The 23,420-nt window shown below is 74.4% G+C and carries 20 protein-coding genes; 12 read left to right on the top strand and 8 right to left on the bottom strand.

Going from position 1 to position 23,420, the window contains the following annotated elements; translation table 11 throughout:
- The first annotated feature begins 61 nt into the window (after positions 1–61).
- On the top strand, positions 62–943 hold the full coding sequence (gene ligD / locus AB0N63_RS08075; RefSeq protein ID WP_365525732.1) for a non-homologous end-joining DNA ligase: 882 nt from the start codon (positions 62–64) through the stop codon (positions 941–943).
- A gap of 292 nt (positions 944–1,235) precedes the next feature.
- Here ligD and AB0N63_RS08080 read toward each other — a convergent pair whose 3' ends face one another.
- Positions 1,236–2,075 carry a nuclease-related domain-containing protein gene (locus AB0N63_RS08080; protein ID WP_365525734.1) on the bottom strand — a complete coding sequence of 280 codons (840 nt, stop codon included), beginning with the start codon at positions 2,073–2,075 and terminating at the stop codon, positions 1,236–1,238.
- A gap of 101 nt (positions 2,076–2,176) precedes the next feature.
- Here AB0N63_RS08080 and AB0N63_RS08085 point away from each other — a divergent pair, with 101 nt between their 5' ends.
- The 6 genes from AB0N63_RS08085 to AB0N63_RS08110 all read left to right on the top strand — a co-directional run bounded on the left by AB0N63_RS08085 (position 2,177) and on the right by AB0N63_RS08110 (position 9,341).
- On the top strand, positions 2,177–2,683 hold the full coding sequence (locus tag AB0N63_RS08085; RefSeq protein WP_365525736.1) for a dual specificity protein phosphatase family protein: 507 nt from the start codon (positions 2,177–2,179) through the stop codon (positions 2,681–2,683).
- Between the two features lie 131 nt (positions 2,684–2,814).
- Entirely contained in the window at positions 2,815–3,633 is an 819-nt protein-coding gene (locus tag AB0N63_RS08090) for a hypothetical protein (protein ID WP_365526407.1), read from the top strand.
- Entirely contained in the window at positions 3,630–4,940 is a 1,311-nt protein-coding gene (locus tag AB0N63_RS08095) for a HAMP domain-containing sensor histidine kinase (protein ID WP_365525739.1), read from the top strand. Before AB0N63_RS08090 ends, AB0N63_RS08095 begins: the two co-directional genes overlap by 4 nt.
- Positions 4,941–5,490: 550 nt before the next feature.
- Positions 5,491–6,120, top strand: a complete 630-nt coding sequence (locus AB0N63_RS08100; RefSeq protein WP_365525741.1) for an SH3 domain-containing protein — start codon at positions 5,491–5,493, stop codon at positions 6,118–6,120.
- 364 nt (positions 6,121–6,484) lie between these two features.
- Positions 6,485–7,792 carry an FtsW/RodA/SpoVE family cell cycle protein gene (locus tag AB0N63_RS08105; RefSeq protein WP_365526410.1) on the top strand — a complete coding sequence of 436 codons (1,308 nt, stop codon included), beginning with the start codon at positions 6,485–6,487 and terminating at the stop codon, positions 7,790–7,792.
- A 79-nt stretch (positions 7,793–7,871) separates the two neighbouring features.
- A complete protein-coding gene (locus AB0N63_RS08110) occupies positions 7,872–9,341 on the top strand; it encodes a penicillin-binding transpeptidase domain-containing protein (protein ID WP_365525744.1) in 1,470 nt (489 codons plus the stop codon).
- Positions 9,342–9,468: 127 nt separating this feature from the next.
- On the opposite strand, the gene AB0N63_RS08115 is transcribed toward AB0N63_RS08110, so the two are convergent.
- Complete coding sequence (locus AB0N63_RS08115) at positions 9,469–10,581, bottom strand: ferritin-like domain-containing protein (protein WP_365525746.1); 1,113 nt, start codon at positions 10,579–10,581, stop codon at positions 9,469–9,471.
- A 151-nt stretch (positions 10,582–10,732) separates the two neighbouring features.
- Between AB0N63_RS08115 and AB0N63_RS08120 the strand changes: the two genes are divergently transcribed.
- The 4 genes from AB0N63_RS08120 (at position 10,733) to AB0N63_RS08135 (ending at position 15,155) form a co-directional block, all read left to right on the top strand.
- Positions 10,733–11,671: a diiron oxygenase gene (locus tag AB0N63_RS08120; RefSeq protein WP_365525749.1), complete on the top strand. Its 939-nt coding sequence runs from the start codon at positions 10,733–10,735 to the stop codon at positions 11,669–11,671.
- A 272-nt stretch (positions 11,672–11,943) separates the two neighbouring features.
- Entirely contained in the window at positions 11,944–12,603 is a 660-nt protein-coding gene (locus AB0N63_RS08125) for a TetR/AcrR family transcriptional regulator (protein ID WP_365525752.1), read from the top strand.
- Positions 12,604–12,613: 10 nt separating this feature from the next.
- Entirely contained in the window at positions 12,614–12,898 is a 285-nt protein-coding gene (locus tag AB0N63_RS08130) for a hypothetical protein (RefSeq protein ID WP_365525754.1), read from the top strand.
- 1,165 nt (positions 12,899–14,063) lie between these two features.
- The gene (locus tag AB0N63_RS08135) at positions 14,064–15,155 is read left to right on the top strand and encodes a C40 family peptidase (RefSeq protein WP_365525757.1); all 1,092 of its coding nucleotides are present in this window, start codon (positions 14,064–14,066) and stop codon (positions 15,153–15,155) included.
- Here the strand turns inward: AB0N63_RS08135 and AB0N63_RS08140 are convergent.
- The 5 genes from AB0N63_RS08140 to AB0N63_RS08160 form a co-directional block, all read right to left on the bottom strand.
- On the bottom strand, positions 15,116–16,381 hold the full coding sequence (locus AB0N63_RS08140) for a styrene monooxygenase/indole monooxygenase family protein (RefSeq protein WP_365525759.1): 1,266 nt from the start codon (positions 16,379–16,381) through the stop codon (positions 15,116–15,118). The genes AB0N63_RS08135 and AB0N63_RS08140 overlap by 40 nt on opposite strands.
- Before the next feature lie 137 nt (positions 16,382–16,518).
- A complete protein-coding gene (locus AB0N63_RS08145) occupies positions 16,519–17,166 on the bottom strand; it encodes an ATP/GTP-binding protein (protein ID WP_365525761.1) in 648 nt (215 codons plus the stop codon).
- On the bottom strand, positions 17,147–17,596 hold the full coding sequence (locus AB0N63_RS08150) for a DUF742 domain-containing protein (protein ID WP_365525764.1): 450 nt from the start codon (positions 17,594–17,596) through the stop codon (positions 17,147–17,149). Before AB0N63_RS08150 ends, AB0N63_RS08145 begins: the two co-directional genes overlap by 20 nt.
- A gap of 8 nt (positions 17,597–17,604) precedes the next feature.
- Complete coding sequence (locus AB0N63_RS08155) at positions 17,605–18,108, bottom strand: roadblock/LC7 domain-containing protein (RefSeq protein WP_365525767.1); 504 nt, start codon at positions 18,106–18,108, stop codon at positions 17,605–17,607.
- A complete protein-coding gene (locus AB0N63_RS08160; protein WP_365525769.1) occupies positions 18,105–21,245 on the bottom strand; it encodes a nitrate- and nitrite sensing domain-containing protein in 3,141 nt (1,046 codons plus the stop codon). Before AB0N63_RS08160 ends, AB0N63_RS08155 begins: the two co-directional genes overlap by 4 nt.
- Positions 21,246–21,646: 401 nt before the next feature.
- Between AB0N63_RS08160 and AB0N63_RS08165 the strand changes: the two genes are divergently transcribed.
- Positions 21,647–22,432, top strand: coding sequence for a hypothetical protein (locus AB0N63_RS08165; RefSeq protein ID WP_365525771.1), 786 nt, complete (start codon positions 21,647–21,649; stop codon positions 22,430–22,432).
- Between the two features lie 316 nt (positions 22,433–22,748).
- Here the strand turns inward: AB0N63_RS08165 and AB0N63_RS08170 are convergent, their stop codons facing one another.
- A complete protein-coding gene (locus tag AB0N63_RS08170; RefSeq protein ID WP_365525773.1) occupies positions 22,749–23,240 on the bottom strand; it encodes a MarR family transcriptional regulator in 492 nt (163 codons plus the stop codon).
- Positions 23,241–23,420: the final 180 nt, after the last annotated feature.

The following is a 23,420-nucleotide window of genomic DNA, read 5'->3' on the forward strand; positions in this document are numbered from 1 at the left end:
TTCGGACGGCTTGGCAGGGAATGCGAGAGCTTGTCATCAGTTGTCGTGGTTTTCTTATCGTATGGCACCGATCACGGAGGTGGAGGGGCGACGGGTCGCGCTCAGCAACCTGGACAAGGTGCTGTATCCGGCGACCGGTTTCACCAAGGGCGAGGTGCTGCACTACTACGCGACCGTCGCCGATGTGCTGCTCCCCCATCTGCGGGACCGGCCGCTGTCCTTCCTGCGGTATCCGGACGGGGCGGACGGGGAGCGCTTCTTCGTCAAGAACGTGCCGCCGGGTACGCCCGAGTGGGTTACGACGGCGGAGGTGCCGCGGTCGGCGGGGGCGGCGCGGATGGTGGTGGTGCAGGACCTGGCGAGTCTGATGTGGGCGGCGAACCTGGTGACCGAGTTCCACACCCCGCAGTGGGTGGTCCAGGCGCCCGGGGAGGCGGACCGGCTGGTGTTCGACCTCGATCCGGGGGCGCCGGCGACGGTGGCGGAGTGCTGCCGGGTGGCGCTCTGGCTGCGCGAGCGCCTGGCCGCGGACGGGATCTCGGCGTGGGCGAAGACGTCCGGGTCCAAGGGGCTGCATCTGGTGGCTGCGGTGCGGGGGGCTTCCAGCGAGCGGGCCTCGGAGTACGCGAAGGGGCTGGCGGTGGAGGCGGAGAAGGCGATGCCGGAGCTGGTGCTGCACCGGATGACCCGGAGTCTGCGGCCGGGGAAGGTGTTCGTGGACTGGAGCCAGAACGCCGCGCGGAAGACGACCGCGGCGCCCTATACGTTGCGGGCGCGGGAGGTGCCGACGGTGTCGGCGCCGGTCACGTGGGAGGAGGTCGCGGGGTGTGAGGGTGCGGACGGGCTGGAGTTCCGTGCGGAGGACGTGATGGGGCGGGTGCGGGAGGCGGGGGATCTGATGGCGGCGGTGCTGGATGTCTCCGGGGCGGCGGAGTTGCCCTGAGCCGGGGCGGGGTCGGTGGGGCCGTGCGGTTCAGGGCCACGGCGTCGCGGTGGTCCTGGGGTCGGGGCGCTCGCCCACGCTTGAGGGTCGCCTCCTTCCCCGAGCTCTTCGAGCAGGGAGGACCCCCGGCCCACCCGTGCCGTGCCGGGGGCACCTCCCAGGCCCTCGAGGCACTGGCACCGGGGAGGCACGATTGCCCGCGGCTGGGTGCGGAGGAGACGGCACGCGCGCCCGCAGCCACGTGAGAGGGAGGCGGCGGGGGTGCCCGGCCGGGTGGAAGGACGCGCCGGGCTCACACCCTCTCCCACGTTCTTCTGTCTCTCGCCATGGCGTGCAGGGCTTCTACGTCCGTGGGTTTCAGGGTGCCGCCGAGTCTCGCCAGGGTGGGGAGGGCCTCGGCGGTGAGGATGCGCAGGGCCCTCGGCGGGGTGGCGATGCTGAGGTCCGCGGGGTCGGTGAGGGCCAGGAGGGGGCGGACCTCGGCAGTGAGGGCGTAGGACGCGCGGTCGGCGAGGGCGCGCAGCCGCCGCAGCAGGGGTTCCGGGGCGCGCCGCCCCAGCGTGACCGCCGGGTCGGCGATCCGCACCCGCTGCTTACGGGCGTACACGCTGTGCACGGCGAACAGGCCGCCCGGCCCGATCGCCAGGTGGTGGACGCGGTCGCCGCCGGGCAGCGGGATCGAGTGCAGGGTGCGCCAGCCGGCGCCGTCGAGCCGGTCGAGGGCCTCGCCGACGGTCTGCTCGGCGGTGAGCGCCCGGCGGCGCGGGTCCGGGCGCAGCCGGTGTACGGGGGCCGGGTCGCGGTCGAGGGCGATCAGCAGCGCCTCGCCCGGGCGGTTCGGCGCGAGGTCGTCGTCCGGGTGCAGGCTCAGCCGGGCGAGGTCGGCGGCGGTGGGCACCGGCGGCGGGCCGACCGCGACCGGGCCGGCGAGGAAAGGGTCGAGGGCCTGGAGCACGTCCTCGCGGTCGGACTCGCTGAGGACGTAGACGCGGGCCGCCTCGCGGTCGTACCAGGCAACGCTCCGTCCGTCCGGGCGGCAGACGTGGAGCCGCTCCTGGCCGTGGAGCCGGCCCGGTATGACGCGCAGGCCGTCCGGGCCGGTCGTTCCGGGTCGTCGACGTGATCCGCTCATGCACCATCACCCCTACGACCATGGGAACAGGCGGGGTGCTCCCGGGGCAAGAAGGCGGCTACCGTTGAGGAGCGGTGGGGAGCGGAGTGGGGGAGGCGCCGGTGCGGACCCGCGGGAAGCAGCCCGACGTACCGGCCCCGGACAGCCCGTGGAGCGAGATCGTGCCCGGGCTGTGGATGGGCGGGCACGAGGTGCGCACCCGTTCCGGGCAGCGGGAGACCGTCGTCGTGCACGACGAGTTCGATCTCGTGCAGACCCTGCTGAGGCTGCCGGGGCACGGCCCCGACCCGGGTGTCGAGCACCAGGTGTGGCCGATTCCCGACGGTCCGCTGGACGGGACGCAGCTGGCCGGGGTGATCCGGCTGGCCGAGGCCGCCGGCGACGCGCTGGACGCGGGACGGCGGGTCCTGGTCCGCTGCTGGTCCGGCTACAACCGGTCCGGGCTGGTCGTGGCGCACGCCTTGGTGCACCGGGGGTGTTCCGCCGACGAGGCGATCCGGCTGATCCGCGCCCGCCGCTCCCCCTGGGCCCTGCACAACGAGCTGTTCGTGGACTATCTGCGCGCGGGTCTCAGCACGGTCCGGCTGCTGGAGGAACTGGCCGAATAATCGTTTCGTCATCCTGCGTACGCTGCATGGGGCGGCGAAGGCGGCGCCACCCGCACAAAAAGGACTTCCGTACGAATAAGGTGTACGCGCCCCGCCCGCCCCCGCCGACCGTCACCCATCGGAGAGCAGTCATCCGCAGCCGCCGTCCCGCCCTGGTCACCGCCCTCGTCGCCCTGCTGCTGGGCACGGCGGCGGCGTGCGGCGACGCGGGCGGCCTGGAGTCGGCCGGCGGCACGCCGACCGCGATCAGCCCGGCCCGGCTCTGGCCCACGCTGCGCCCCGCCGCCAGCCCGGCGTGGCCCTACGACGAGGTCCAGATCGAGACGGTGAAGGGCGTCACGGCCCCCGGGAACGACATCCGCAAGGTCGACCCGGTGGCCGTCGTACGGGCCGAGGTCGCCGCGCATCCGGCCGACTACACGGCCGCCAAGGCCCCCTACCGCGAGGCCGCGACCCGGTTGGCGGACTGCGGCAAGGCCGGGGAAGCGGGGCGGCGGTGCCCCGTCATGAAGCCGTACTTCCGCGATCTGACCGGGGACGGGCGCGACGACATGACGCTCGGCTTCCGGCTGTATCCCACCAACCAGACCGCCGTACGCGTCTACACCTTCGAGGGCTCCAAGCTCGTCCAGGTGTTCGCCAACGACGACGCGGTCATCGGCGTGGAGCTGGCCGGGCGAGCGGTGATCATCCGTTCGCCGGCCGGGATCGCCGGATACGAGTACCGCACCACCTGGTCCTGGGACGCGGACCAGCGGGCGATGGTGTTCTCCCGCGACGAGTTCCTGCGCACCGGGCGGCGCAAGCCCACCCGGGCGCACACCCCGGCGGCCACCGCCAAGCCCTCGCCGGTACCCCGCCCGACGCCCACCCCGGACCTCACGCCCTCCGATCCGACGCCTCCGGGCGCGCCGGGCGCGTCAGGCGCGTCCGCCGAGAGCGCCGGATGAGGGTTCCGCTGCCCGGGTGGACCGGGACCCTCGCCATGAAGTCCGCGGCCTTCATCACGGTGATGTGCTGCGCGCTCGCCGCGCTGCTCGGCATCCTCGTGCACGTCTCGGTGACCGACCAGACCGTCGGCCAGGCCCGCACGCTCGCGCTGTCCCGGCTGAAGGACGCGACGAGCGCGTTCGAGAACGGCGACACGCTGCTGCCCGGCGCGGGCGTGGACCCGACGGGGCTGCCCGAGCCGCTGCGCCGGCTGGCCGCGCGGGGACAGCGCGGCACGATGGTCGGCCGGCACCACGGGCGGCCCACCATGTGGGCGGCCGGGCCCGCCGACCACGGCCGGACGCTCGCCGTCGAGGTCGACTACTCGCAGCAGGCACGCACCATCGCCGGCCTGGACGGGGCCATCCTGTGGTCCTCGCTGCTGGCGATCGGGGCGACACTGCTGGTCGGCGCGTTCGCGGTGACCCGGGTGACGCGGCGACTGCACGCCACGGCGCGGGTGGCCCGGCGGATCACCGCGGGCGACCTGGACGCCCGCGTCGACGACCCCCTGACCCGGGACCGTTCCCGCCCGCAGGACGAGGTGGCCGCGGTCGCCGCCGCACTGGACTCGATGGCGTCCTCGTTGCAGAGCAAACTGCTGGCCGAGCAGCGGTTCACCGCGGACGTGGCGCACGAGCTGCGCACCCCGTTGACCGGACTGCACGCGGCGGCCGAGCTGCTGCCGCCGGGCCGCCCGACCGAGCTGGTGCGCGACCGGGTGGCCGCGCTGCGCACCCTCACCGAGGACCTGCTGGAGATCTCCCGCCTGGACACCGGGCGGGAACGGCTCGACCTGGACGCCGAGCACCTGAGCGCGGTGGCCGAACGGGTGGTGCGCGCGGCGGGCGGCGGTGCGGGCGACGGCACCCGGGTCGAGGTGGTGCGGGACGCGTACGTGGAGACCGACCGGCGGCGGCTGGAGCGGGTGCTCGGCAACCTCGTGGCCAATGCGCTGCGGCACGGGCGGGCGCCGGTGGTGCTGACCGTGGACGGGCCGGTGGTCAGCGTGCGCGACCACGGCGACGGCTATCCGGAGTACCTGCTCGCGCACGGACCGCAGCGGTTCCGCACCGAGGGCGGCGCCACCGGGCACGGGCTGGGACTGACCATCGCCCTGGGCCAGGCGGAGGTGCTGGGCGCCCGGCTGGACTTCGCCAACGCACCGGACGGCGGGGCCGTGGCGTCCCTGACGCTGCCTCAGCGCCCGCCGGACGTCGGGACACCGGAGGACACGGGCCCTCGCCAACCCACCCTGCGAGGGTGACGGCCGGGAACGCGAGTCCTCACCGACCCATCCCGCGAGCACGACAGCCGGGAACGCGGATCCTCGCCAGCCCACCCCGCGAGCACCACAGCCGGGAACGCGGATCCTCGCCAGCCCACCCCGCGAGCACGACAGCCAGGAACGCGAGTCCTCACCGACCCACCCCGCGAGCACCACAGCCGGGAACGCGGATCCTCGCCAGCCCACCCCGCGAGCACCACAGCAGGGAACGCGGATCCTCGCCAGCCCACCCCGCGAGCACCACAGCCAGGAACGCGAGTCCTCACCGACCCACCCCGCGAGGGTGACGGCCGAGGACGCCGGCTCTCGCCGTCCCGTCCTGCGGCAGGGGCGGCCGGGGGCGTGGGTCCCCGGCGGCTCCTCCTTTCTCCGTCACTCTCCTGACGGTCCCCTGACGCCTCCTCACGTGGGGACGCGCGGCCCCGTCGGCGCTGTGCGGCGGGCATCGCGGGGGTGGCCCTCCTAATGTGGCGTTTAGTCAGATTCGTCCGCTTACGGCGGGCTTCGCCACCTCAGGTGGAGGTTCTTCATGTACCTGCGTTCTCCCCTCACCCGGCTGGCCGTGGCGGCGGCGGCCGGAGCCCTGGCGGCCGCGGCGGCCGTCGTGCCCGCCGTCGCCGACGCCGGCCGGGGCGGCGCCTCGGGTCCCGCCCCGGCCGGGGGCCCGGCCGCCGGCAAGGCCACGCCGACCGCGAGCAGCATCCCGGCCACCCCAGCGGCCCCCGCCGCACCGGCCGACGCCGACGAGGGCTCCGCCACCCCCGGCACGACCGGCGCGAACACGGACTCGCAGAGTGCGGCGGCGAGCCCGCAGGCCACCGCCCCCGCCACGTCGTCCTCGCCCGCCACTCCCTCCTCACCCGCCGCCTCCGCGAGCCCGGCCGCTCCCGCGGCCCCCGCCGACCCCGCCTCGTCCGGCACTCGCTTCTACCGGGGTCGCGTCACCGCCCGCGGCGGTCTGGCCCTGCACTCCCGTCCGGACCGGGGCAGCCGGGTGCTGCGGGTCGCGCGGCAGGGCGAGGACGTCTGGATCTACTGCAAGACGCCCGGCCAGAACGTGCAGGGCAACAACATCTGGTATCTGCTCGCGGACGGCACCTGGGCGTGGGGCGCGGCCCGCTACATCGACAACATCGGGCCCGCGCCGCGCTGGTGCTGATCCACGCGACGGGCGGGGCGGCCGCCTCCGGCAGGTCCCGGCCATGACCGGGGCCGGACCCACCGGAGCCGCCGGCCCGGCCGGGCTGCCCGGGACCGCCGGAGCCGCCGGCCCGACCGAGGTTCCCGGAGTCGCCGGACCCACCGGCCCGAGTGGGAGGTCCGGCACCGTCCGCACGCCCGGAACCCCCGGGCACACCGGACCCACCGGCCCGGCCCGGACGCCGGTGCCCCACGGGACGACCGGCCCCACCCGCACCCCCACGCCGTCCCGCACCCCCACGCCGTCCGGCGCCCTCCGGGCCGCCGCGGTCACGGCGGCCGTCCTCGCGGACGCCGCTCCCCCCGCCCCGGCGGCCGCCGCCCTGCTCCCCCGGCGGCGCGGGGTCGAACTCGCCCTGATCGTCGTCGCCGTCCTGCTGTCCGTGTACGGCTACTGCGCCGTCGGCCTGACGAAGTACGGCGCCCTGCCGCCCGGCGCCGCCGGCTACGGCGCCGGGCTAGGTGTGCTCGCGCTGCTCGCGCACGGCGCGGTGCGGCTGCGGGCGCCGTACGCCGACCCGCTCCTGCTGCCGATCGGCGTACTGCTCAACGGGCTCGGCCTGGTGCTGATCTACCGGCTCGACCTGGAGACGCCGGGCGAGCGGGCCGCTCCGGCGCAGCTGGTGTGGTCCACCCTGGGGGTCGCCCTGTTCATCCTGGTGGTGCTGGTCCTGCGCGACCACCGCTGGCTCCAGCGCTACTCCTACGTCTGCGTCGTCGCCGCGCTCGCCCTGCTCACGCTGCCCATCCTCTTCCCACCCGTCAACGGCGCCCGGATCTGGGTGCGGTTCGGGGCGTTCTCCCTCCAGCCGGGCGAGTTCGCCAAGGTGCTGCTGGCGGTGTTCTTCGCCGCGTACCTCGCCGCGAACCGCAGCGCGCTCGCCTGCACCGGACGCCGGGTGTGGCGGCTCCAGCTGCCCACCGGGCGGGTGCTCGGGCCGGTCGCCGCGATCTGGCTGCTGAGCGTCGGGGTGCTGGTGCTGGAACGGGACCTCGGGACCTCGCTGCTGTTCTTCGGACTGTTCGTCGTCCTGCTGTACGTGGCCACCGGGCGCACCGGCTGGATCGCGGTCGGGCTGCTGCTCGCGGTGGCCGGCGCGGTCGGCGTGGGGCGGCTGGAGCCGCATGTGCACGGCCGGGTGCAGGAGTGGCTGCACCCGTTCGCGACCATCGAGGCGGGGCGGGGGCCCGGCCAGGTCGCCCAGTCGCTCTTCTCGTTCGCGGCCGGCGGGCTGCTCGGCGCGGGGCTGGGGGCGGGACACTCGATCCTGGTCGGCTTCGCCGCCAAGTCCGACTTCATCCTGGCCACCGCCGGGGAGGAGCTGGGGCTGGCCGGGCTGTCGGCGGTGTTCCTGCTGTACGCGCTGCTGGTCGAGCGCGGCTACCGGGCGGGCCTCGCGCTGCGCGACCCGTTCGGGCGGCTGCTTGCGGTCGGGCTGGCCTCGCTGCTGGCGCTCCAGGTGTTCGTGATCGCGGGCGGGGTGACCGGGCTGATCCCGCTGACCGGCATGGCGATGCCGTTCCTCGCGCAGGGCGGCTCCTCGGTCGTCACCAACTGGGCGATCGTCGCCCTGCTGATCCGCGTCAGCCATGCGGCCCGCCGCCAGTACGACGGGACGGCGCCGCCGTGAGCCGCCGTACGGAGACGGGGCGTGGGCGGGGCGGGGCGGGGAGCGCGGGACGCGCCCGCACCGGTGGAGGGTGGTTCCGGTGACCCGGTGCGTTCGGCATGCCGCCGGCTTCTGTGTGCTGCTGCTGGTCGCGCTGCTGGTCCACACCGCCTGGCTCCAGCTCGTCCTGAGCCCCTCCTACGCCGGCAACCCCGCCAACCGCCGCACCGCCATCGCCCGTTACGAGCAGCCGCGCGGCCAGATCCTGGTCGGCGGCCGGCCGGTGACCGGGTCCCGGGACACCGGCGAGCAACTGCGCTACGAACGCACCTACGCCGACGGCCCGCTGTACGCTCCCGTCACCGGCTTCGCCTCGCAGCGTTACGGAACGACGTTCCTGGAGCACGCCGAGGACCAGGTGCTGTCGGGCACCGATCCGATGCTGGCCGGGTTCCGGCCGTGGAACGACTTCACCCGCGCCCAGGCGCCCGGCGGCAACGTCGTGACGACCCTGAACGCGGCGGCGCAGCGGGCCGCGTTCGACGGGCTGGGTGCGCGCAAGGGCGCGGTCGCGGCGATCGAGCCGGCCACCGGCCGCGTCCTCGCCCTGGTGTCCACCCCTTCGTACGACCCGGCGGAGCTGTCCGGCAACGGCCCGGCGGTGGCCGCCGCCTGGGCGCGCCTGAACGACGATCCCGAGCAGCCGATGCTCAACCGGGCGGTGCGCCAGACGTATCCGCCGGGCTCGACCTTCAAGGTGGTCACCGCGGCGGCGGCGCTGGACGCGGGGCTGGTGACCGACCTCGACGCGCCGACCGACTCGCCGGACCCGTACCCGCTGCCCGGCAGCACCGCACGCCTGGTCAACGAGGGCGAGGGCTGCGAGAACGCCCCCCTGCGCTACGCCTTCGAGTTCTCCTGCAACACGGTCTTCGCGAAGCTCGGCGTGGACGTGGGCGCCGACGCCATGCGGACCGCGGCGCGGGGGTTCGGCTTCGACGACAGAGAGCTGCGCATCCCGTTCTCGGTGACGCCGAGCACGTTCGACGCGCCGGCGGACCGGGCGCAGCGCGCGCTGTCCTCGATCGGGCAGTTCAACACGCGGGCCACGCCGTTGCAGATGGCCATGGTGGCGGCGGCGGTCGCCGACGACGGGCAGTTGCGGATGCCGTATCTGGTGGAGCGGACCACGCGCCGCGGCGGTGCCACCGTGTCGGCGGCCGGTTCGCGGCCGGTGCGGCAGGTGATGCGGCCGACCACGGCGGAGCGGCTGCGGGAGCTGATGTGCGGTGTGGTCGAGGAGGGCACCGGCCGCAACGCCGCGATCCCGGGGGCCGTGGTCGGCGGCAAGACGGGGACCGCGCAGCACGGCGTGGGCAACCGGGGCACGCCGTACGCCTGGTTCGTCTCCTGGGCGCAGGGCGACCAGGACCTCGCTCCTCGGGTGGCGGTCGCGGTGGTGGTGGAGGACGCCTCGGCGCGGCGCGGGGACATCAGCGGGGGCGGGACGGCGGCGCCGATCGCCAAGGCGGTGATGGAGGCGGTGCTGCATTCGCCTCCGGCGGTGTGAGGGTGGAGTGCTGCGGGGGTTCGTTGCGGGGTCCGGTCCGCTCCGGGGTCCGTGTTGTGGTCCGCTCCGGGGTCCGTCTTCCGGTCCGTCTCGTGGGGGCACGGCGCCCTGTCGCGCGGGGCGGGGGTCAGTCGCTTGCTGTGCGGCCTGTTTCGATCGTCTGTTCCACCTCGGCCGCCCGTTCCTGTTCCTCCGCGGCGAAGCGCTCCGCGTCCAGGCGTTCGGCCACTTCCTCGTCCTGGGTCATCAGCAGGTCCAGGTCGCGGTCGCCCAGCTCCAGGACGCCCATGTCGACGTAGGCCTGCTGGAGGCGGCTGCCCCACAGGCCGATGTCCTTGACGCAGGGCACGATGCGGCTGAACAGCAGCTTGCGGAAGAGCCGGAGGAACTCTGAGCGCTCGCTGAGTTCGTCGGCCTCGGCCCTCGGGATGCCGAAGTTCTCCAGGACCACCGTGCCGCGTAGCCGGTCGCGCATCAGATGGCAGCCCTCGATGACGAACTCCTCGCGTTCGCGCAGTTCGGCGTCGGTGAGCTGCTGGTAGTAGTCGCGCAGCGCCATGCGGCCGAAGGCCACGTGCCGGGCCTCGTCCTGCATGACGTAGGCGAGGATCTGCTGGGGCAGCGGCTTGTGGGTGGTGTCGCGGATCATGCCGAAGGCGGCCAGCGCCAGGCCCTCGATGAGCACCTGCATACCGAGGTACGGCATGTCCCAGCGGCTGTCGCGCAGGGTGTCCCCGAGCAGCGACCTGAGGTTGTCGTCGATCGGGTAGAGCAGCCCGATCTTCTCGTGCAGGAAGCGGGCGTAGATCTCGGCGTGCCGGGCCTCGTCCATCGTCTGGGTCGCCGAGTAGAACTTGGCGTCCAGGTCGGGGGCGGACTCCACGATGCGCGCCGCGCAGACCATCGCGCCCTGCTCGCCGTGCAGGAACTGGCTGAACTGCCAGGCGGCGAAGTGCCGGCGCAGTTCGCCCTTGTCGCGGTCGGTCATCCTGGACCAGTACGGCGTGCCGTGGAGGATCATCGCCTCCTCGGGGGTGCCGAGGGGGTCGTACGGGTCGACGTCCAGGTCCCAGTCGATGCGTTTCTGTCCGTCCCACTGCTTGTCCTTGCCCTTCTGGTAGAGGGCCAGCAGCCGGTCGCGGCCGTCGTCGTACTCCCAGGCGAAGCGGGCCGCGCCGGTCGCGGGGACCCGCCAGTGCGGCTCGCCCGGGTCTGTGGCGTACAGGTCGTGGGTCGCCATACTCCGCAGGCTCACACGGGGCCGCCCGGGCAACAAGTCGTGCCGGAGGGATTGACGGCCTTGCTGACGGGCAGTCTCATAAGAGGCGTGAACTGACCGCCGGGTAACGAGCCGATCCGGCCACACTCCCGTACGACGAGGTGGGACGCCCATGACGACCGTGACGGATGCCGACGCGCTCGCCGGACTGCGCGACGCGCTCGGTCTGCTCAAGGACCGGGAACAGGTGGCCGAGCGGCTGCTGGACTCGTCCGCCAAGCACTCCTTCGACCCGGACGAGGAGCTGGACTGGGAGGCCCCCTTCGAGGAGGGCAAGTGGTTCTGGCCCCCCGAGCTGGTGTCGCTGTACGGCACGCCGATGTGGAAGAAGATGAGCGAGGAGCAGCGGCTGCTGCTCTCCCGGCACGAGGCCGCCGCGCTCGCCTCGCTCGGCATCTGGTTCGAACTGATCCTGATGCAGCTGCTGGTCCGGCACGTCTACGACAAGGCGGCGACCAGTGCGCACGTCCGGTACGCGCTGACCGAGATCGAGGACGAGTGCCGGCACTCGAAGATGTTCGCCCGGATGATCACCCGCGGCGGCACGCCCTGGTACCAGGTGTCCCCGATCCATCAGCACCTCGGCCGACTCTTCAAGACGGTCTCCACCACGCCCGGGTCCTTCACCGCGACCCTGCTCGGTGAGGAGGTCCTCGACTGGATGCAGCGGCTGACCTTCCCGGACGAGCGGGTGCAGCCGCTGATCCGCGGGATCACGCGCATCCACGTCGTGGAGGAGGCCCGCCACGTGCGGTACGCCCGTGAGGAGCTGCGGCGGCAGATGCTGACCGCTCCGCGGTGGTCGCGGGAGTTCACCCGGGTGACCTCCGGAGAGTTCGCCCGGGTGTTCTCGGTGGCCTTCGTCAACCCCGAGGTGTACACGAACGTCGGCCTCGACAAGCGGGAGGCCATGGCGCAGGTGAAGGCCAGCGGGCATCGGCGTGAGGTCATGCAGACGGGCGCGAAGCGGCTGACCGACTTCCTGGACGACATCGGGGTGCTGCGGGGGGTCGGGCGCCGGATGTGGCGGTCGTCGGGGCTGCTGGCGTAGGGGCGCCGCCGGCCCCGGGAACGCCCTGGGTGCGTTGCGGTTCGGGGCTGTGGCGGTACGTCCGGCCCGCCGCCCACGGACATACGGCCCTGGGTTCCCTCCGGTGAGGGAGGAGGGACCGCAGTGCTGGGCGCGCATACGGACGTACCGCCACCGCCGTACGGCGTCCGCGGGCCGGCGGGGCCCGCCGCCGTGCGGCCCGCCTTCGTCGCGCGGCGGGTGCGGGGCGGTGGCGGGGACGGGCGGGGTGGGCAGCGATTACGCTGCCCAGCATGAGCCCTGCCGCATCCACCCCCGCCTATCGAAGGCTCAGCGTCGAGGAGCGGCGCGCTCAGCTGCTCGAATCCGCGCTGTCCCTCTTCGCGCACCGGGCGCCCGAGGAGGTCTCGCTGGACGACGTGGCGGAGGCGGCCGGGGTGTCGCGGCCTCTGGTGTACCGGTACTTCCCCGGCGGCAAGCAGCAGTTGTACGAGGCCGCGCTGCGCTCGGCGGCCGAGGAACTGCGCACCTGCTTCGACGAGCCGCACGAGGGGCCGCTGCTCCCCCGGCTCTCCCGCGCCCTGGACCGTTACCTGGCCTTCGTGGACGGCCACGACGCCGGGTTCACCGCGTTGCTCCAAGGTGGCAGCGTGGTGGAGACGTCCCGCACCAGTGCCATCGTGGACGGGGTGCGCCGGGCCGCCGCCGAGCACATCCTCAGCCATCTGGAGGTCACCGAGCCGGGCCCGCGGCTGCGGATGACCGTGCGGATGTGGATCACGGCGGTGGAGGCGGCCTCGCTGATCTGGCTGGACGAGGGCAAGCAGCCGCCGCTGGCGGAACTGCGGGACTGGCTGGTGGAGCAGTTCGTGGCGGTGCTGTCGGTGACCGCGAACCGCGATCCGCAGACCGCCGCGCTGGTGGGACGGCTGCTGTCGCCGGCGGATGGCTGACACTGGGACCGTGAAGAGCGAAGACACCCCTTTCGAGGGCGGCCCCATGGACGGGCGGGTGCTGCCCGTGCTGGTGGGACCCACCGGGCACCCCCCGAAGACGTACCGCGTCCCGGTCCCGGACCCGGCGGGCGGCCCGCCCACGGTCCTCGTCTACCACCGGGTCCCGCGTGCACAGAGCAGGCGGCTCGGGCTGCACCGGGGGTGGAAGTACGCGTACGACCCCGAGGGCGAACGGGACGGCGGCTTGAAGTGGCCATGGTCCCGGAAACGGCCCCGCGGGCAAGCCGGGTGACACGGGCGGGTGAGCATGTTGCGCCGTAGGGAGTACGGCGGGCACACATCGTCGGTTCATACGTCGAATCTCACGGTGTGAGGCGGAGAAGCCGCCCCGCACCGGAGGTGATGACGTGTCAGGAAGGTTGCCGCGCCTGGTGTGCACGGCGGCGATGGCGGCCCAGGCGGCACTGACCACGGCGTCGGCCGCGGCCCACCCACCCGTGGCCCAGGCGGCCCCGGCCGCCGTCCCCGGCCGTCCGCCCGCGGCGAAGGCCCAGCCGGCCGACACACGGGCCACGAACGGGCCACAGCCCGCGGCCGGGCAGCGGGCGCCCTCGGGGACTCGGTCCGGTGCGCGGACTCCGGCCGATGCGGGGACCCGGGCCGCTGCCGGGGCGCGGCCCGCCGCCACTCCCCCGGCCGCAGCGGCTCCGGCGGGTGCCCCAGCTCCAGCCGCCGGGACTCGAGCCATCACCGGTACTCCGGCCGGTGCGGGGACTTCGGCCGGCGCCGCGCCGCAGGCGAACGCACGGCAACCCGCCGACGGCAAGCACCCCGCGCCGGAAGCACGGCACGCGCCCGGAAGGCCGCCCGCCCTCGGACCGGGAACCGGCCTCGGCCCGAAGGGCGGTTCCTGGCATCCCCCCATGGCCGCACCGACGGCCCCCGCCGGGCAGCCCACGGCGTCACGAACGCGGCCCACGCCCCGCACGGGGAAGGCCTCCGCCCCACCCCACGCCCCGGCCGGGCGGCCACAGACGTCAGAGCCGGCAGCCGGCGCCGGGCAGACCCCCTCCTCGGGGACGCGTCCCGCACCCGCAGGAGCGGCCGCCGGGCAGCCGCCCACCGCGCGCCCGACGGCCCCCACCGAGCAGGCCCCCGCCCCGGAAACCCACCCCGCCCCCGCGCAACCGCCGACGACACGACCGACGCCCACCACCAAACAGCCCGCCGCGGCGCACCCGCAGCAGCCGGCACCCGCGGGTTCGCCTCCCGCCGGGCAGACCCCCGTGGCGGGAGCACAGCCCGCGGCAGGGGCGCCATCCCCCGCCGGACAGTCGCCCCTGGCCGGGGCCCAGCCCGTGGCCCCGGCGGCGGGCGCCTCCGGAGCGCGGCCCGCGTCCCGGCCACAGCCCACCCCGGGGGCGCAACCCACGACCGGGGTACAGGCCGCGACCGGCGTGCAGCCCGTTGCCGGAGCAGTCGGCGGTGGTGCCCAGTCGGCCACCGTGGCCGGGCTGCTCGGACGGCTCGGGCAGTTGTACCGGGAGACCGAGCAGGCTTCCGAGCGGTATGACGCCGCCGGAGTGGCGCTGGACCGGCAGCGGGCCGAGGTCGCGCGGCTGGACGGGGCGCTCGCACGGGCGCGCACGGCGCTGGACGGGAGCCGGGCGGCGGCCGGGCGGCTGGCCCGGCAGCAGTACCAGGACGGCGGCAGCGGCGACCTGTCGCCGTACCTGCGGCTGCTGCTGGCCCGCGATCCGCAGCACGCCCTGCAACAGGGGCACGTCGTCGGGGAGATCGCGCGTGAGCGGGCCGGGACGGTGGAGCGGCTGACCGGCGACGAGAAGCGTGCCGCCGCCCTCGCCCGCCGGGCGCACGCCGCGCTCGACGCCCAGCTCGACATCGCCCGGCGGCAGCAGCGGGCCAGGGACGACGTGCGGGCGAGGCTGGCCGCCGTCGAGAAGCTGCTGGCCTCTCTCAGCAGTCGACAGCTCGCCGCGCTCGCCGAGTTCGAGCGGACCGGGATCGTCCAGGCACAGCGCAGGTTCCTCGCCTCGGGCGTGCTCGGCACAGGGCGGCCGCCCACCGCGCGGGGCGAGGAGGCCGTGCGCTACGCGGTGCGGCAGCTCGGCAAGCCCTACCGGTGGGGCGCCGCGGGCCCGCTCGCGTACGACTGCTCGGGGCTGACCTCGCAGGCGTGGGCGCGGGCCGGGACCCCGATCCCGCGCACCAGCCAGGAGCAGTGGGCCCGGCTGAAGCGGGTGCCGTTGAGCGAGCTGCGGCCGGGCGACCTGGTCGTCTACTTCCCCGAGGCCACGCATGTGGCGCTCTACCTCGGCGACGGCTTGGTCGTCCAGGCACCCCGCCCCGGCGCGGCGGTGAAGGTGTCGCCGCTGGCGGCCAACCCGGTGCTGGGCGCCGTGCGGCCCGACCCGGGCGGCACGCCCCTGCGGCGGTATGTGCCACCGCCGCTCCCGCAGGGCGCACTGGACGGGCCGGACGACGGGTTCTACGCGGCGGAGCCGGCCGAGGCGACCTCGCCGAGGTAGGCCTCGGCCTTGTCCGGCTCGAAGAAGAAGTTCTCGAAGTCGGCCGGGTCGTTGAAGCCGTTGGCGAACCGGTCGGCGATCGGCTGGAGCTCGCCCGCGGCGCCGAGCAGGTTCAGCACGTGCTCCGGCGGCGGGGCGAGCATGGCGTTCGTCCACTTGGTGACGTGCTGCGCCGTCTTCCAGTAGCGGTCGAACGTCTGCTGCATCCACTCCTCGTCGAACGGCTGGTCGCCGTGCTCCAGGATCGAGGCGAGGTAGGCGGCGGCGCACTTGGACGCCGAGTTGGAACCCTGACCGGTGATCGGGTCGTTGGCGACGACGACGTCCGCGACGCCGAGGACCAGGCCGCCGCCGGGCAGCCGCCCGATCGGCTTGCGCACGGTCGGGGCGTAGCGGCCGGCGAGCGTGCCGCCGGCGTCCGTCAGCTCCACCTTCGTCGCCCGCGCGTACTCCCACGGCAGGAAGGTCTTCATCAGGTCGAGGGTCAGGGAGAGGTGCTCGGCCGGATCCTTGACGCCCTTGAAGACGTCGAGCGGGCCGCCGGGTATGCCCTCCCAGAACAGGATGTCGGCCCGGCCGGACAGGGTGTACGTCGGCATCACGAACAGTTCGCCGACGCCGGGCACGAGGTTGCAGCGGACGGCGTCGAACTCCGGGTGCTCGGGGCGCGGCCCGAGCCCGTGCACGTACGCGACCGCCAGCGCGCGCTGCGGCTCGCTGTACGGGGACCGCTCGGCGTCCCGCTCGAACATCGAGACGAGTTCGCCCTTGCCGGCCGAGACGAGGACGAGGTCGTAGGCGCGGGAGAAGTAGTCGAGGTCGCCGACGGCCGCGCCGTGCACGACGAGCTGGCCGCCGCGCTGCGCGAACGCCTCCATCCAGCCGGCCATCTTGACCCGCTGGTCCACCGACTGCGCGTACCCGTCGAGCCGGCCCACCCAGTCGATCGCCCGCTGCGAGGGGCCCGGGTCGAAGGAGCCGGGGGCGGCGACGGAGACGCCGAGCCCCTCGATCTTCGGCGCCTGGGACTCCCAGAAGTTGAGCTGGAGGTCCCGCTCGTGCTGGAGCGCGGTGTGGAACATGCACTGCGTCGACATGACCCGGCCGGAGCGGATCTCGTCCGCGGTCCGGTTGGACATCAGGGTGACCTCGTAGCCGTGCGACTGCAGGCCGAGGGCCAGCTGGAGACCGGACTGGCCGGCCCCCACGACGAGTATCTTGCGCATGCGGTGGTACCTCCTACGGCTTGGGAACGGCTCGCGCGGCGTGCGGCCGGGCTCGCGGCCGCTCGGGAGCGGCTCGCGGGCCCGGCACGTCCGGAGCCCCGGGAGCGCCCGGGGGCTCCGGGGCCGGGCTCCGGTGACTACTCGGGGGTCTCTTCGAGTGCGTGGCCCACCAGGGCCAGCAGCGTCTCGATGGCCGAGACCCGGCGTCGCGCGTCCATGATCATGACAGGTATGTGCGCGGGGATCGTGAGCGCCTCCCGGACGTCCTCCGGCTCGAACAGCTCGCTGCCGTCGAAGTGGTTGACCGCGACGACGTACGGCAGCCCGCAGCTCTCGAAGTAGTCCAGCGCCGGGAAGCAGTCCTTCAGCCGGCGCGTGTCGGCGAGGACCACCGCGCCGATCGCGCCGCGCACCAGGTCGTCCCACATGAACCAGAACCGCTGCTGGCCGGGCGTCCCGAACAGGTACAGCACCAGGTCGTCGTCGAGCGTGATCCGGCCGAAGTCCATGGCGACGGTGGTGGTGACCTTGCCGGGCGTGGCGGTCAGGTCGTCGGTCTCGGCGCTGGCCTCGGTCATCAGCGCCTCCGTCTGGAGGGGCGTGATCTCCGAGACGGTGGTCACCAGCGTGGTCTTGCCCACGCCGAAGCCACCGGCCACCACTATCTTCGTGGCGATCGGGGCGCGGGTGCGGTCCGTCTGCCAGGGCCGCAGCGTCTCGTCGGTTTCGTCGAGCGGGGAGACGCCGGTCGCGAAGGCGGCAGCGTCAGAGACGGCGGAGTCCACTCAGCACCCTTTCCAGCAGAGCGCGGTCCGGACGGCCGGTGCCGTGACCGGTTCCGGTTCCGTACACACGGATCTTTCCCTGGTCCGCGAGGTCGCTCAGGAGCACGCGGACCACACCGAGCGGCATCTTCAGCAGCGCGGCGATCTCGGCCACCGTCCGCATCCGGCGGCACAGTTCGACGATGGCCCGCATCTCGGGCATCACCCGGGTGGTGAGCGGTCCGTTGCCCAGCTCCCGGCGCTCCTCCCCCGCCTCCAGCGCGGCCGTGCTCGCCACGAACGTCTCCACCAGGAGGACGTGGCCGAAACGGGTGCGGCCGCCGGTCAGGGAGTAGGGGCGCACGCGGGCGGGCCTGCGGTCGCCGCCGCGCACCGGGAGCTGCTGTTTGGGCGCGTACTGCCGGGGCACGCCGCCCATCGGACTGCTCATGGCATGGCTCATCGCAGGCTCCCGGCCGACTCGGACTCCAGGGATTTCCGCAGCTCGCTGCGGAGTTCGGGGGTCAGGACGTGGCCGGCGCGGCCGACGAAGAGCGCCATGTGGTAGGCCACCACGCTCATGTCGCACTCCGCGGAACCGTGCACGCCGAGCAGCGAGCCGTCGCTGATCGACATCACGAACAGGCTGCCCTCGTCCATCGCGACCATGGTGTGCTTGACCGCGCCGCCGTCCATCAGCTTGGCGGCGCCGACGGTGAGGCTGCCGATGCCCGAGACGACGGTGGCGAGGTCGGCGGCGGAGCCGCGCGGGCCGGTCCGGGGCGCGGCGGGCGAGCGGCGGGCCGCCTCGTTGCGGTCCTGGTCGGAGGAGAGCAGCAGAAGGCCGTCGGAGGAGACCACGGCGACCGATTCGATGCCGGGGACCTCCTCGACGAGGTTGGTCAGCAGCCAGTGCAGGTTGCGTGCCTCTCGGCTCAGTCCGAAGGTGCTGGGAGCGGTCAACTGCTTGCCTCCTCGACGGTGCCCCCCGTGGATTCCTCGGCGTGCGCGCGGGTGGCCGCCGGGTCCGGCCGCCGGTTCTGGCCCGTCCGCTCGGCGATCTCCGCCTGTACGTCCCGCTGGCCCGCCAGGGCGCCCCTGCGGAATCCGCCCAGGCGGCGGCGGAGGGCGTCGGCGTCCACGGATCCGGTGCGCTGGCGCGGGGCCTGGGTGGGGGTGCTGATTCTGGGGGTGCGCTTGGGGAGACCCTTGGCGGTGAGCTGGTCTTCCTCGGCGCGTTCGTGCACGTCGGCGGCGTCGGCTCCGCCGTCGGCCGAAAGCCTGTTCTCCGCGTCCTCGGAGCGCGGCCGTACGGGGGCCGTCCCGGCGGCGTACGGCGCGGACGCGTGCCCGTCGCCCGCGGGCCCGGTCCGCTCCCGCGCGGGGCGCGGTGCGGGGTCGCCGGGGGCGGGCGCGGTGTGCGACTCGGGCTCGCTCGCGTCGTCCGCGGCGCGCGGCCCCGTCCCGGCCTCGTCGGACGCCGGGGACGCCGGACGCGACTGCGCGGGGAACGCCCCCGGCGCGGGGTGCGCCTCGGCGGAGGTGCCGTCCGGGGCCGGGTGCGACGGGGCGGAGCCGGACGCGGTGTGTGCTCCGGTGCCGCCGTGCTCCGAGGTCGGGGCCGGCGACGGGAGCAGCAGCTCCATCGTCGTCTCCGCGGGGGACTCCGGGGGCGCGGACGTGGGCGTGCGCGCACCGGCCGGGGCCTGCGCGGGGGCGGGCGTACCCGTGTCGGCCGGGGGCTGCGCGGGTGCGCCGGCGGCGGAGTCCGCCGGCGGCGGCGTGCCCTTCGCCGCCTCCGACCGCCGTACGGCGGCCTCGGCCTGCTGGACGAGGGGGTCGCCGTCCTTGGTGCGGGCGTGCAGGACGTTGGAGTTGGCCTCGGCGTCCGCGCCGGGCAGCGAGACGGTGCCGGTGGTGGTGAGGGACGGTCCGGCCGTCGGCACCGCGGCGGCCGGCGCGGACGCCAGCAGCGGCTGGGGCACGACGACGACCGCCGCGATCCCGCCCTGCTTCTGCTCCCTCAGCCGCACCCGTGCGCCGTGCCGGTGGGCGAGACGGGCCACCACGTACAGGCCGAGGCCGAGGCCGTCCTCGCTCTCGTGGTCGTAGGCGGCCTCGGGGTCGAAGTCGGCGAGGCGGGCGTTGAGCCGGCTCAGCCGCTCGGCGGCCATGCCGATGCCCTCGTCCTGGACGGAGAGCATGATCTCGCCGTTCTCCAGGAGCCAGCCGGAGACCTCGACGGGCTGGTCGGGCGGGGAGAACGAGGTGGCGTTCTCCATCAGCTCGGCCAGCAGGTGGGAGAGGTCGTCCGCGGCGAACCCGGCCACATGGGCGTGCGGCGGCAGCGCCGCGATCCGCACCCGCTCGTACCGCTCGATCTCGCTGACCGCGGCCCGCACCACGTCCACCAGCGGCACCGGACCGGCGTGCTGCTGGACGTGCTCGGAGCCGGCCAGCACGAGGAGGTTCTCGCTGTGCCGGCGCATGACGGTGGCGAAGTGGTCGAGCTTGAAGAGGGTGGCGAGCCGGTCGGGGTCCTGCTCGCGCTCCTCCAGGCCCTCGATGACGGCGAGCTGACGTTCGACCAGGCCGAGGGTGCGCAGGGCCAGGTTGACGAAGGTGGAGCCGATGCCGGTGCGCAGCCGCTCCACCTGGGTGGCGGCGGCGTCGAGTTCGGCGCGCAGTTCCTCGCGGGCGTCGGCCATCTTCTGCCGCTGGCCGATGAGGTGCTTGCGGTCGGTCTCCAGGGTGGCGATCCGCTCGGCGAGCGCGGCGGCCCGGGCGTGCAGGGCGTTGACGGAGCGGACGACCTGGGCGAACTCGTCGTTGCGGCCGGTGAACCGGATGGCCTCCTCGGCCGTCGCGTCCTCGGCGCCGGCCAGCCGGGCCGACCCGAGCCGGAGCACGGCGAGCGGGCGGGTGAGGGTGCGGGCGAGGGCGGTGGCGACGCCGATGGTGAGCAGCAGCAGCGCGCCGAGCAGGGCGACGCGGATCTCCAGCGCGGTGACGTCGTCGTCGCGCAGGGCCTCCAGGTCCTTGGTGCGGTGGTCGTAGAGGGAGGACTCCGCGCCGCGCATCAGGTCGACGCGGGCGCTGAGCGCGGCGTCCGCCTTCCCGGCGTCGGTGTCGAGGTCGTCGCCGTCGAGCGTCGGCTGCGCGGTGAGCTTCTTCAGATAGTCCTCGCCGCTCTTCGCCTCGGCTCCGGTGACCGTGGAGTCGTAGGAGTCGCGGGCCGTCCCGGGCGCGGTGTCGCGGAACTCCGCGAGGGCGGCGTCCGAGCGCACCCGGGCCTGCTGGGCGGCGGCGCTGAGGGCGTCGCGCTGCTTGGCGCCGGCGGCCGAGGAGGTGGGCTCGCGCGTCGTCAGCCCGGTGAGGGGGTCGTAGACGGAGCGCGCGGAGTGCGGCACGTTCAGGGCGGCCAGCAGCAGTCCACGGGCGGCGGCGGCCTGCTGGACGGCGGTGTCCAGCTCGGCGAGCGCGTGCGCGCCGGAACCGGCCCGGGCGGGCATCTGGTCGGCCAGCTGTTCGGCGAGCTTGTGGAGTTCCGCGATGGTGGCGGAGTACTCCTGGTGGACCTGGAGGGCGCCGGTCTGCCCGGTGAGCGCCGAGCGGCGCACGGCGGCGACGCCGTTCAGGTCGCTGCGCAGCCAGGAGGGGATGTCCGGGTCGGTACGCAGCTCGTCGACCTGGCGGTCCACGCGGGTGCTGCGCTGCTCGGAGGGCGCCTTGGACTTGGGTCGGCCGGCGGCGACGTAGGAGGTGACCTCGTCGCGTTCGTCGGCGAGCGAGTGGGCCAGGACGAGGGCGTCCTGGGTGCGCCCGGCGAGGGTCACCAGGTCCTGGGAGTCGCTCAGCTGCCCGGAGGCGGCGATCACGGAGGGCGCGCCGGCCGCGGCGACGGCGGCGGTCACGACGGCGACCGCGGCGATGAGCCGGTTGCGCACATGCGTGGGGCGGCCCTTGCCGACCGGGACGGCGGGGGCGGCGGGGGCGGCGGAAGCCACGGGGGGCGTGCCGGGCGGCTGTGCCGGTCCGCCCGCGGTGGCCGTCTGCTTGCCTGTGCGCCGAGGCCGCTTCTTCTGCACCGGTGCTCGCATTCCTGTACTCGTGTACTCATGGGCCCGGGTGGCGCTCCGTCAGCTGGTACGACGGGTGCGCGCACCCTCCCCGGCCTGCGCTGTCGCGCGTGCGGGGGACCTGCGTCGGTTTCCGACCCTCCCAGTGCCGGTGGGCAGTGGTCCCGCATCATCCGACCGGCCACCCGAAGGAGTGAACATCGGAGGGGAGTTGGCGAGCAAGTTCCTCCGGCCTGTGCCGGGGCCGGTTCCGGGGGGCCGGTTGGACGTCTGCGGCAGGCTTTGGCAGGATTCGCCGCTACGCCTTCCCGGATCCTGCCAATACCCCCGAAAACCGGCGGTTGACCTGCGTTGCCGCGATGTTTCGCAGGTGGTTGCCAGGTTTCGGCGGGCCATGTGAAGGGCTGGTGCAGACTGGCCGGATGCGTACTGAGGTTGTTTCCGAGCCGGGCCTTCCCGATCGCCCCAACGAGGACTTCGCCGCCGTCGCACTGCCCGCCTCCGGGCAGGGCGGCTGTCTCGTCGTCCTGGACGGGGTGACGCCGACGGAGGAGACCGGGTGTCTGCATTCCGTCCCCTGGTTCACCGCCCGGCTCGGCGGCGCGCTGACCGAACTGACCGTTTCCTGCGCAGATCTGACGCTGACGGAGATTCTCTCCCGGGCGATCGCGCGGACCGCCGAGGCCCACGCGCTCACCTGTGACCTTTCTCACCCGCGCACGCCGCAGGCAACCGTGGTGCTCGCGCGGTGGTCCGCCCACACCGTCGACCATCTCGTCCTGTCCGACTCGGCACTGCTGCTGGAGACCGCCGACGGCTCGGTCCTGCCCGTCCTGGACGACCGGCTGGCCCGGCTGCCCCGTGCCGCGCTGGCCACCGACGAGCTCGTCGACGCCACCCTGCGCAACAAGGAGGGCGGCTTCTTCACCGCGGCGGCGGACCCCTCGGTGGCCGAGCGCGCGGTGACGGGCAGCGTGCCGCGCGACCGGGTCCGCGCCCTGGCCGCGCTGACGGACGGGGCGGCGCGCTGGACGGAGAAGTTCGGCGAGGGCGACTGGACCCAGTGCCTCGCCCTGATCCGCAAGGAGGGCGCGCGGAGGCTGGTGGACCGCGTACGGGAACTGGAGCGGGCCGACCGCGACACCCGCACCCACCTCGGCCGCAGCAAGACGCACGACGACGCGACGGTGGCGTTCGCGGAACTGTGAGGGGTGAGCCGCCGGGACGGCCCTGGGCAGACGCCGGGGCGGCGCCTGCGGGCGGGGTGACGGGCGGCGGCATCGAGCGCGTGACCGCGCGACGTTTCGGGCAGAGCGTCGGCACGGCGCCCCGAGCGCGCGGCCGCGCGGCGAGTCCGGCGGCTGTCGGCGCAGCGGTCCCGTACGGGGCGGGTCCGGCGGTGGCCGGCCACGGCGGCCCCGAGTGCCCGGCCGAGGCGACGAGCCCCGGGTGGGGCGGCGGCGTGGCGGGCCGCTTCCCGGCTCGTCCCCTGCCGCCTGCCGCTCGCGGCCTGCGGCTCCGCGGTTACTTGTCCACGACGCTGTTCAGCTCGTGCAGCAACCGGGCCAGTTCGGCGACCTCGCGGCGGTCCCAGTGGGCGAGCTTGCGGACGTAGCGGGCGCGGCGCGCCTCCCGTACCTGGCCGACCCGGCGACGGCCGTCGGGGGTGAGGGCCACCAGCCAGGCCCGCCCGTCCGCGGGGTCCGGCTCGCGGGCGACGAGCCCCAGCTCCTCCAGGGCACGCAGTTGCCGGGACATGGTGGCCTTGCCGACGCCGATGTACGCGGCGAGCGCCGTGGCGCGCTGGCCGCCGCACTCGTCCAGCCGGGCCAGCAGCCCGTACGCGGAGGGCTCCAGCTCGGGGTGGACCTCACGGGCCATCTCGCCCTGGCTCGCCCGCGCCCGGCGCAGCAGCAGCGTCAGTTCCCGCTCCAGGGCGAGGAAGGCCCGGTCTGCACCACTGGGCGACGAGCCCGGTTCGTCCGCGGGTACTCCGCTGTTCGCGTCTTCGTGCACGTCAGCCCCTGCCTGAAGTTTCCCGGTCCTGAAAGTTTCCGCCATCCGCCGCCATCGCCGCAGCTCCGTCAGTATTCCGCAGGCGTAGACCAACGGCGGACCCCGGACCCCCTTCCCAGCCCCGGGTCTACGTGCGTAGCGTCTCCCCCAGAACAGTGAATGGCATGCTCACGCCAGCAC

The sequence above is a fragment of the Streptomyces sp. NPDC093260 genome (assembly GCF_040683715.1).
Lineage (GTDB): Bacteria > Actinomycetota > Actinomycetes > Streptomycetales > Streptomycetaceae > Streptomyces > Streptomyces sennicomposti.

Bases quoted from the DNA above. Each gene is read 5' to 3' on its own strand.
- AB0N63_RS08095 (WP_365525739.1), top strand. From the start codon at position 3,630: ATGAGGGTTCCGCTGCCCGGGTGGACCGGGACCCTCGCCATGAAGTCC.
- AB0N63_RS08120 (WP_365525749.1), top strand. From the start codon at position 10,733: ATGACGACCGTGACGGATGCCGACGCGCTCGCCGGACTGCGCGACGCG.
- AB0N63_RS08080 (WP_365525734.1), bottom strand. From the start codon at position 2,075: ATGAGCGGATCACGTCGACGACCCGGAACGACCGGCCCGGACGGCCTG.
- ligD (WP_365525732.1), top strand. From the start codon at position 62: ATGGCACCGATCACGGAGGTGGAGGGGCGACGGGTCGCGCTCAGCAAC.
- AB0N63_RS08165 (WP_365525771.1), top strand. From the start codon at position 21,647: ATGCGTACTGAGGTTGTTTCCGAGCCGGGCCTTCCCGATCGCCCCAAC.
- AB0N63_RS08115 (WP_365525746.1), bottom strand. From the start codon at position 10,581: ATGGCGACCCACGACCTGTACGCCACAGACCCGGGCGAGCCGCACTGG.
- AB0N63_RS08150 (WP_365525764.1), bottom strand. From the start codon at position 17,596: ATGAGCAGTCCGATGGGCGGCGTGCCCCGGCAGTACGCGCCCAAACAG.
- AB0N63_RS08125 (WP_365525752.1), top strand. From the start codon at position 11,944: ATGAGCCCTGCCGCATCCACCCCCGCCTATCGAAGGCTCAGCGTCGAG.
- AB0N63_RS08100 (WP_365525741.1), top strand. From the start codon at position 5,491: ATGTACCTGCGTTCTCCCCTCACCCGGCTGGCCGTGGCGGCGGCGGCC.
- AB0N63_RS08140 (WP_365525759.1), bottom strand. From the start codon at position 16,381: ATGCGCAAGATACTCGTCGTGGGGGCCGGCCAGTCCGGTCTCCAGCTG.
- AB0N63_RS08160 (WP_365525769.1), bottom strand. From the start codon at position 21,245: ATGCGAGCACCGGTGCAGAAGAAGCGGCCTCGGCGCACAGGCAAGCAG.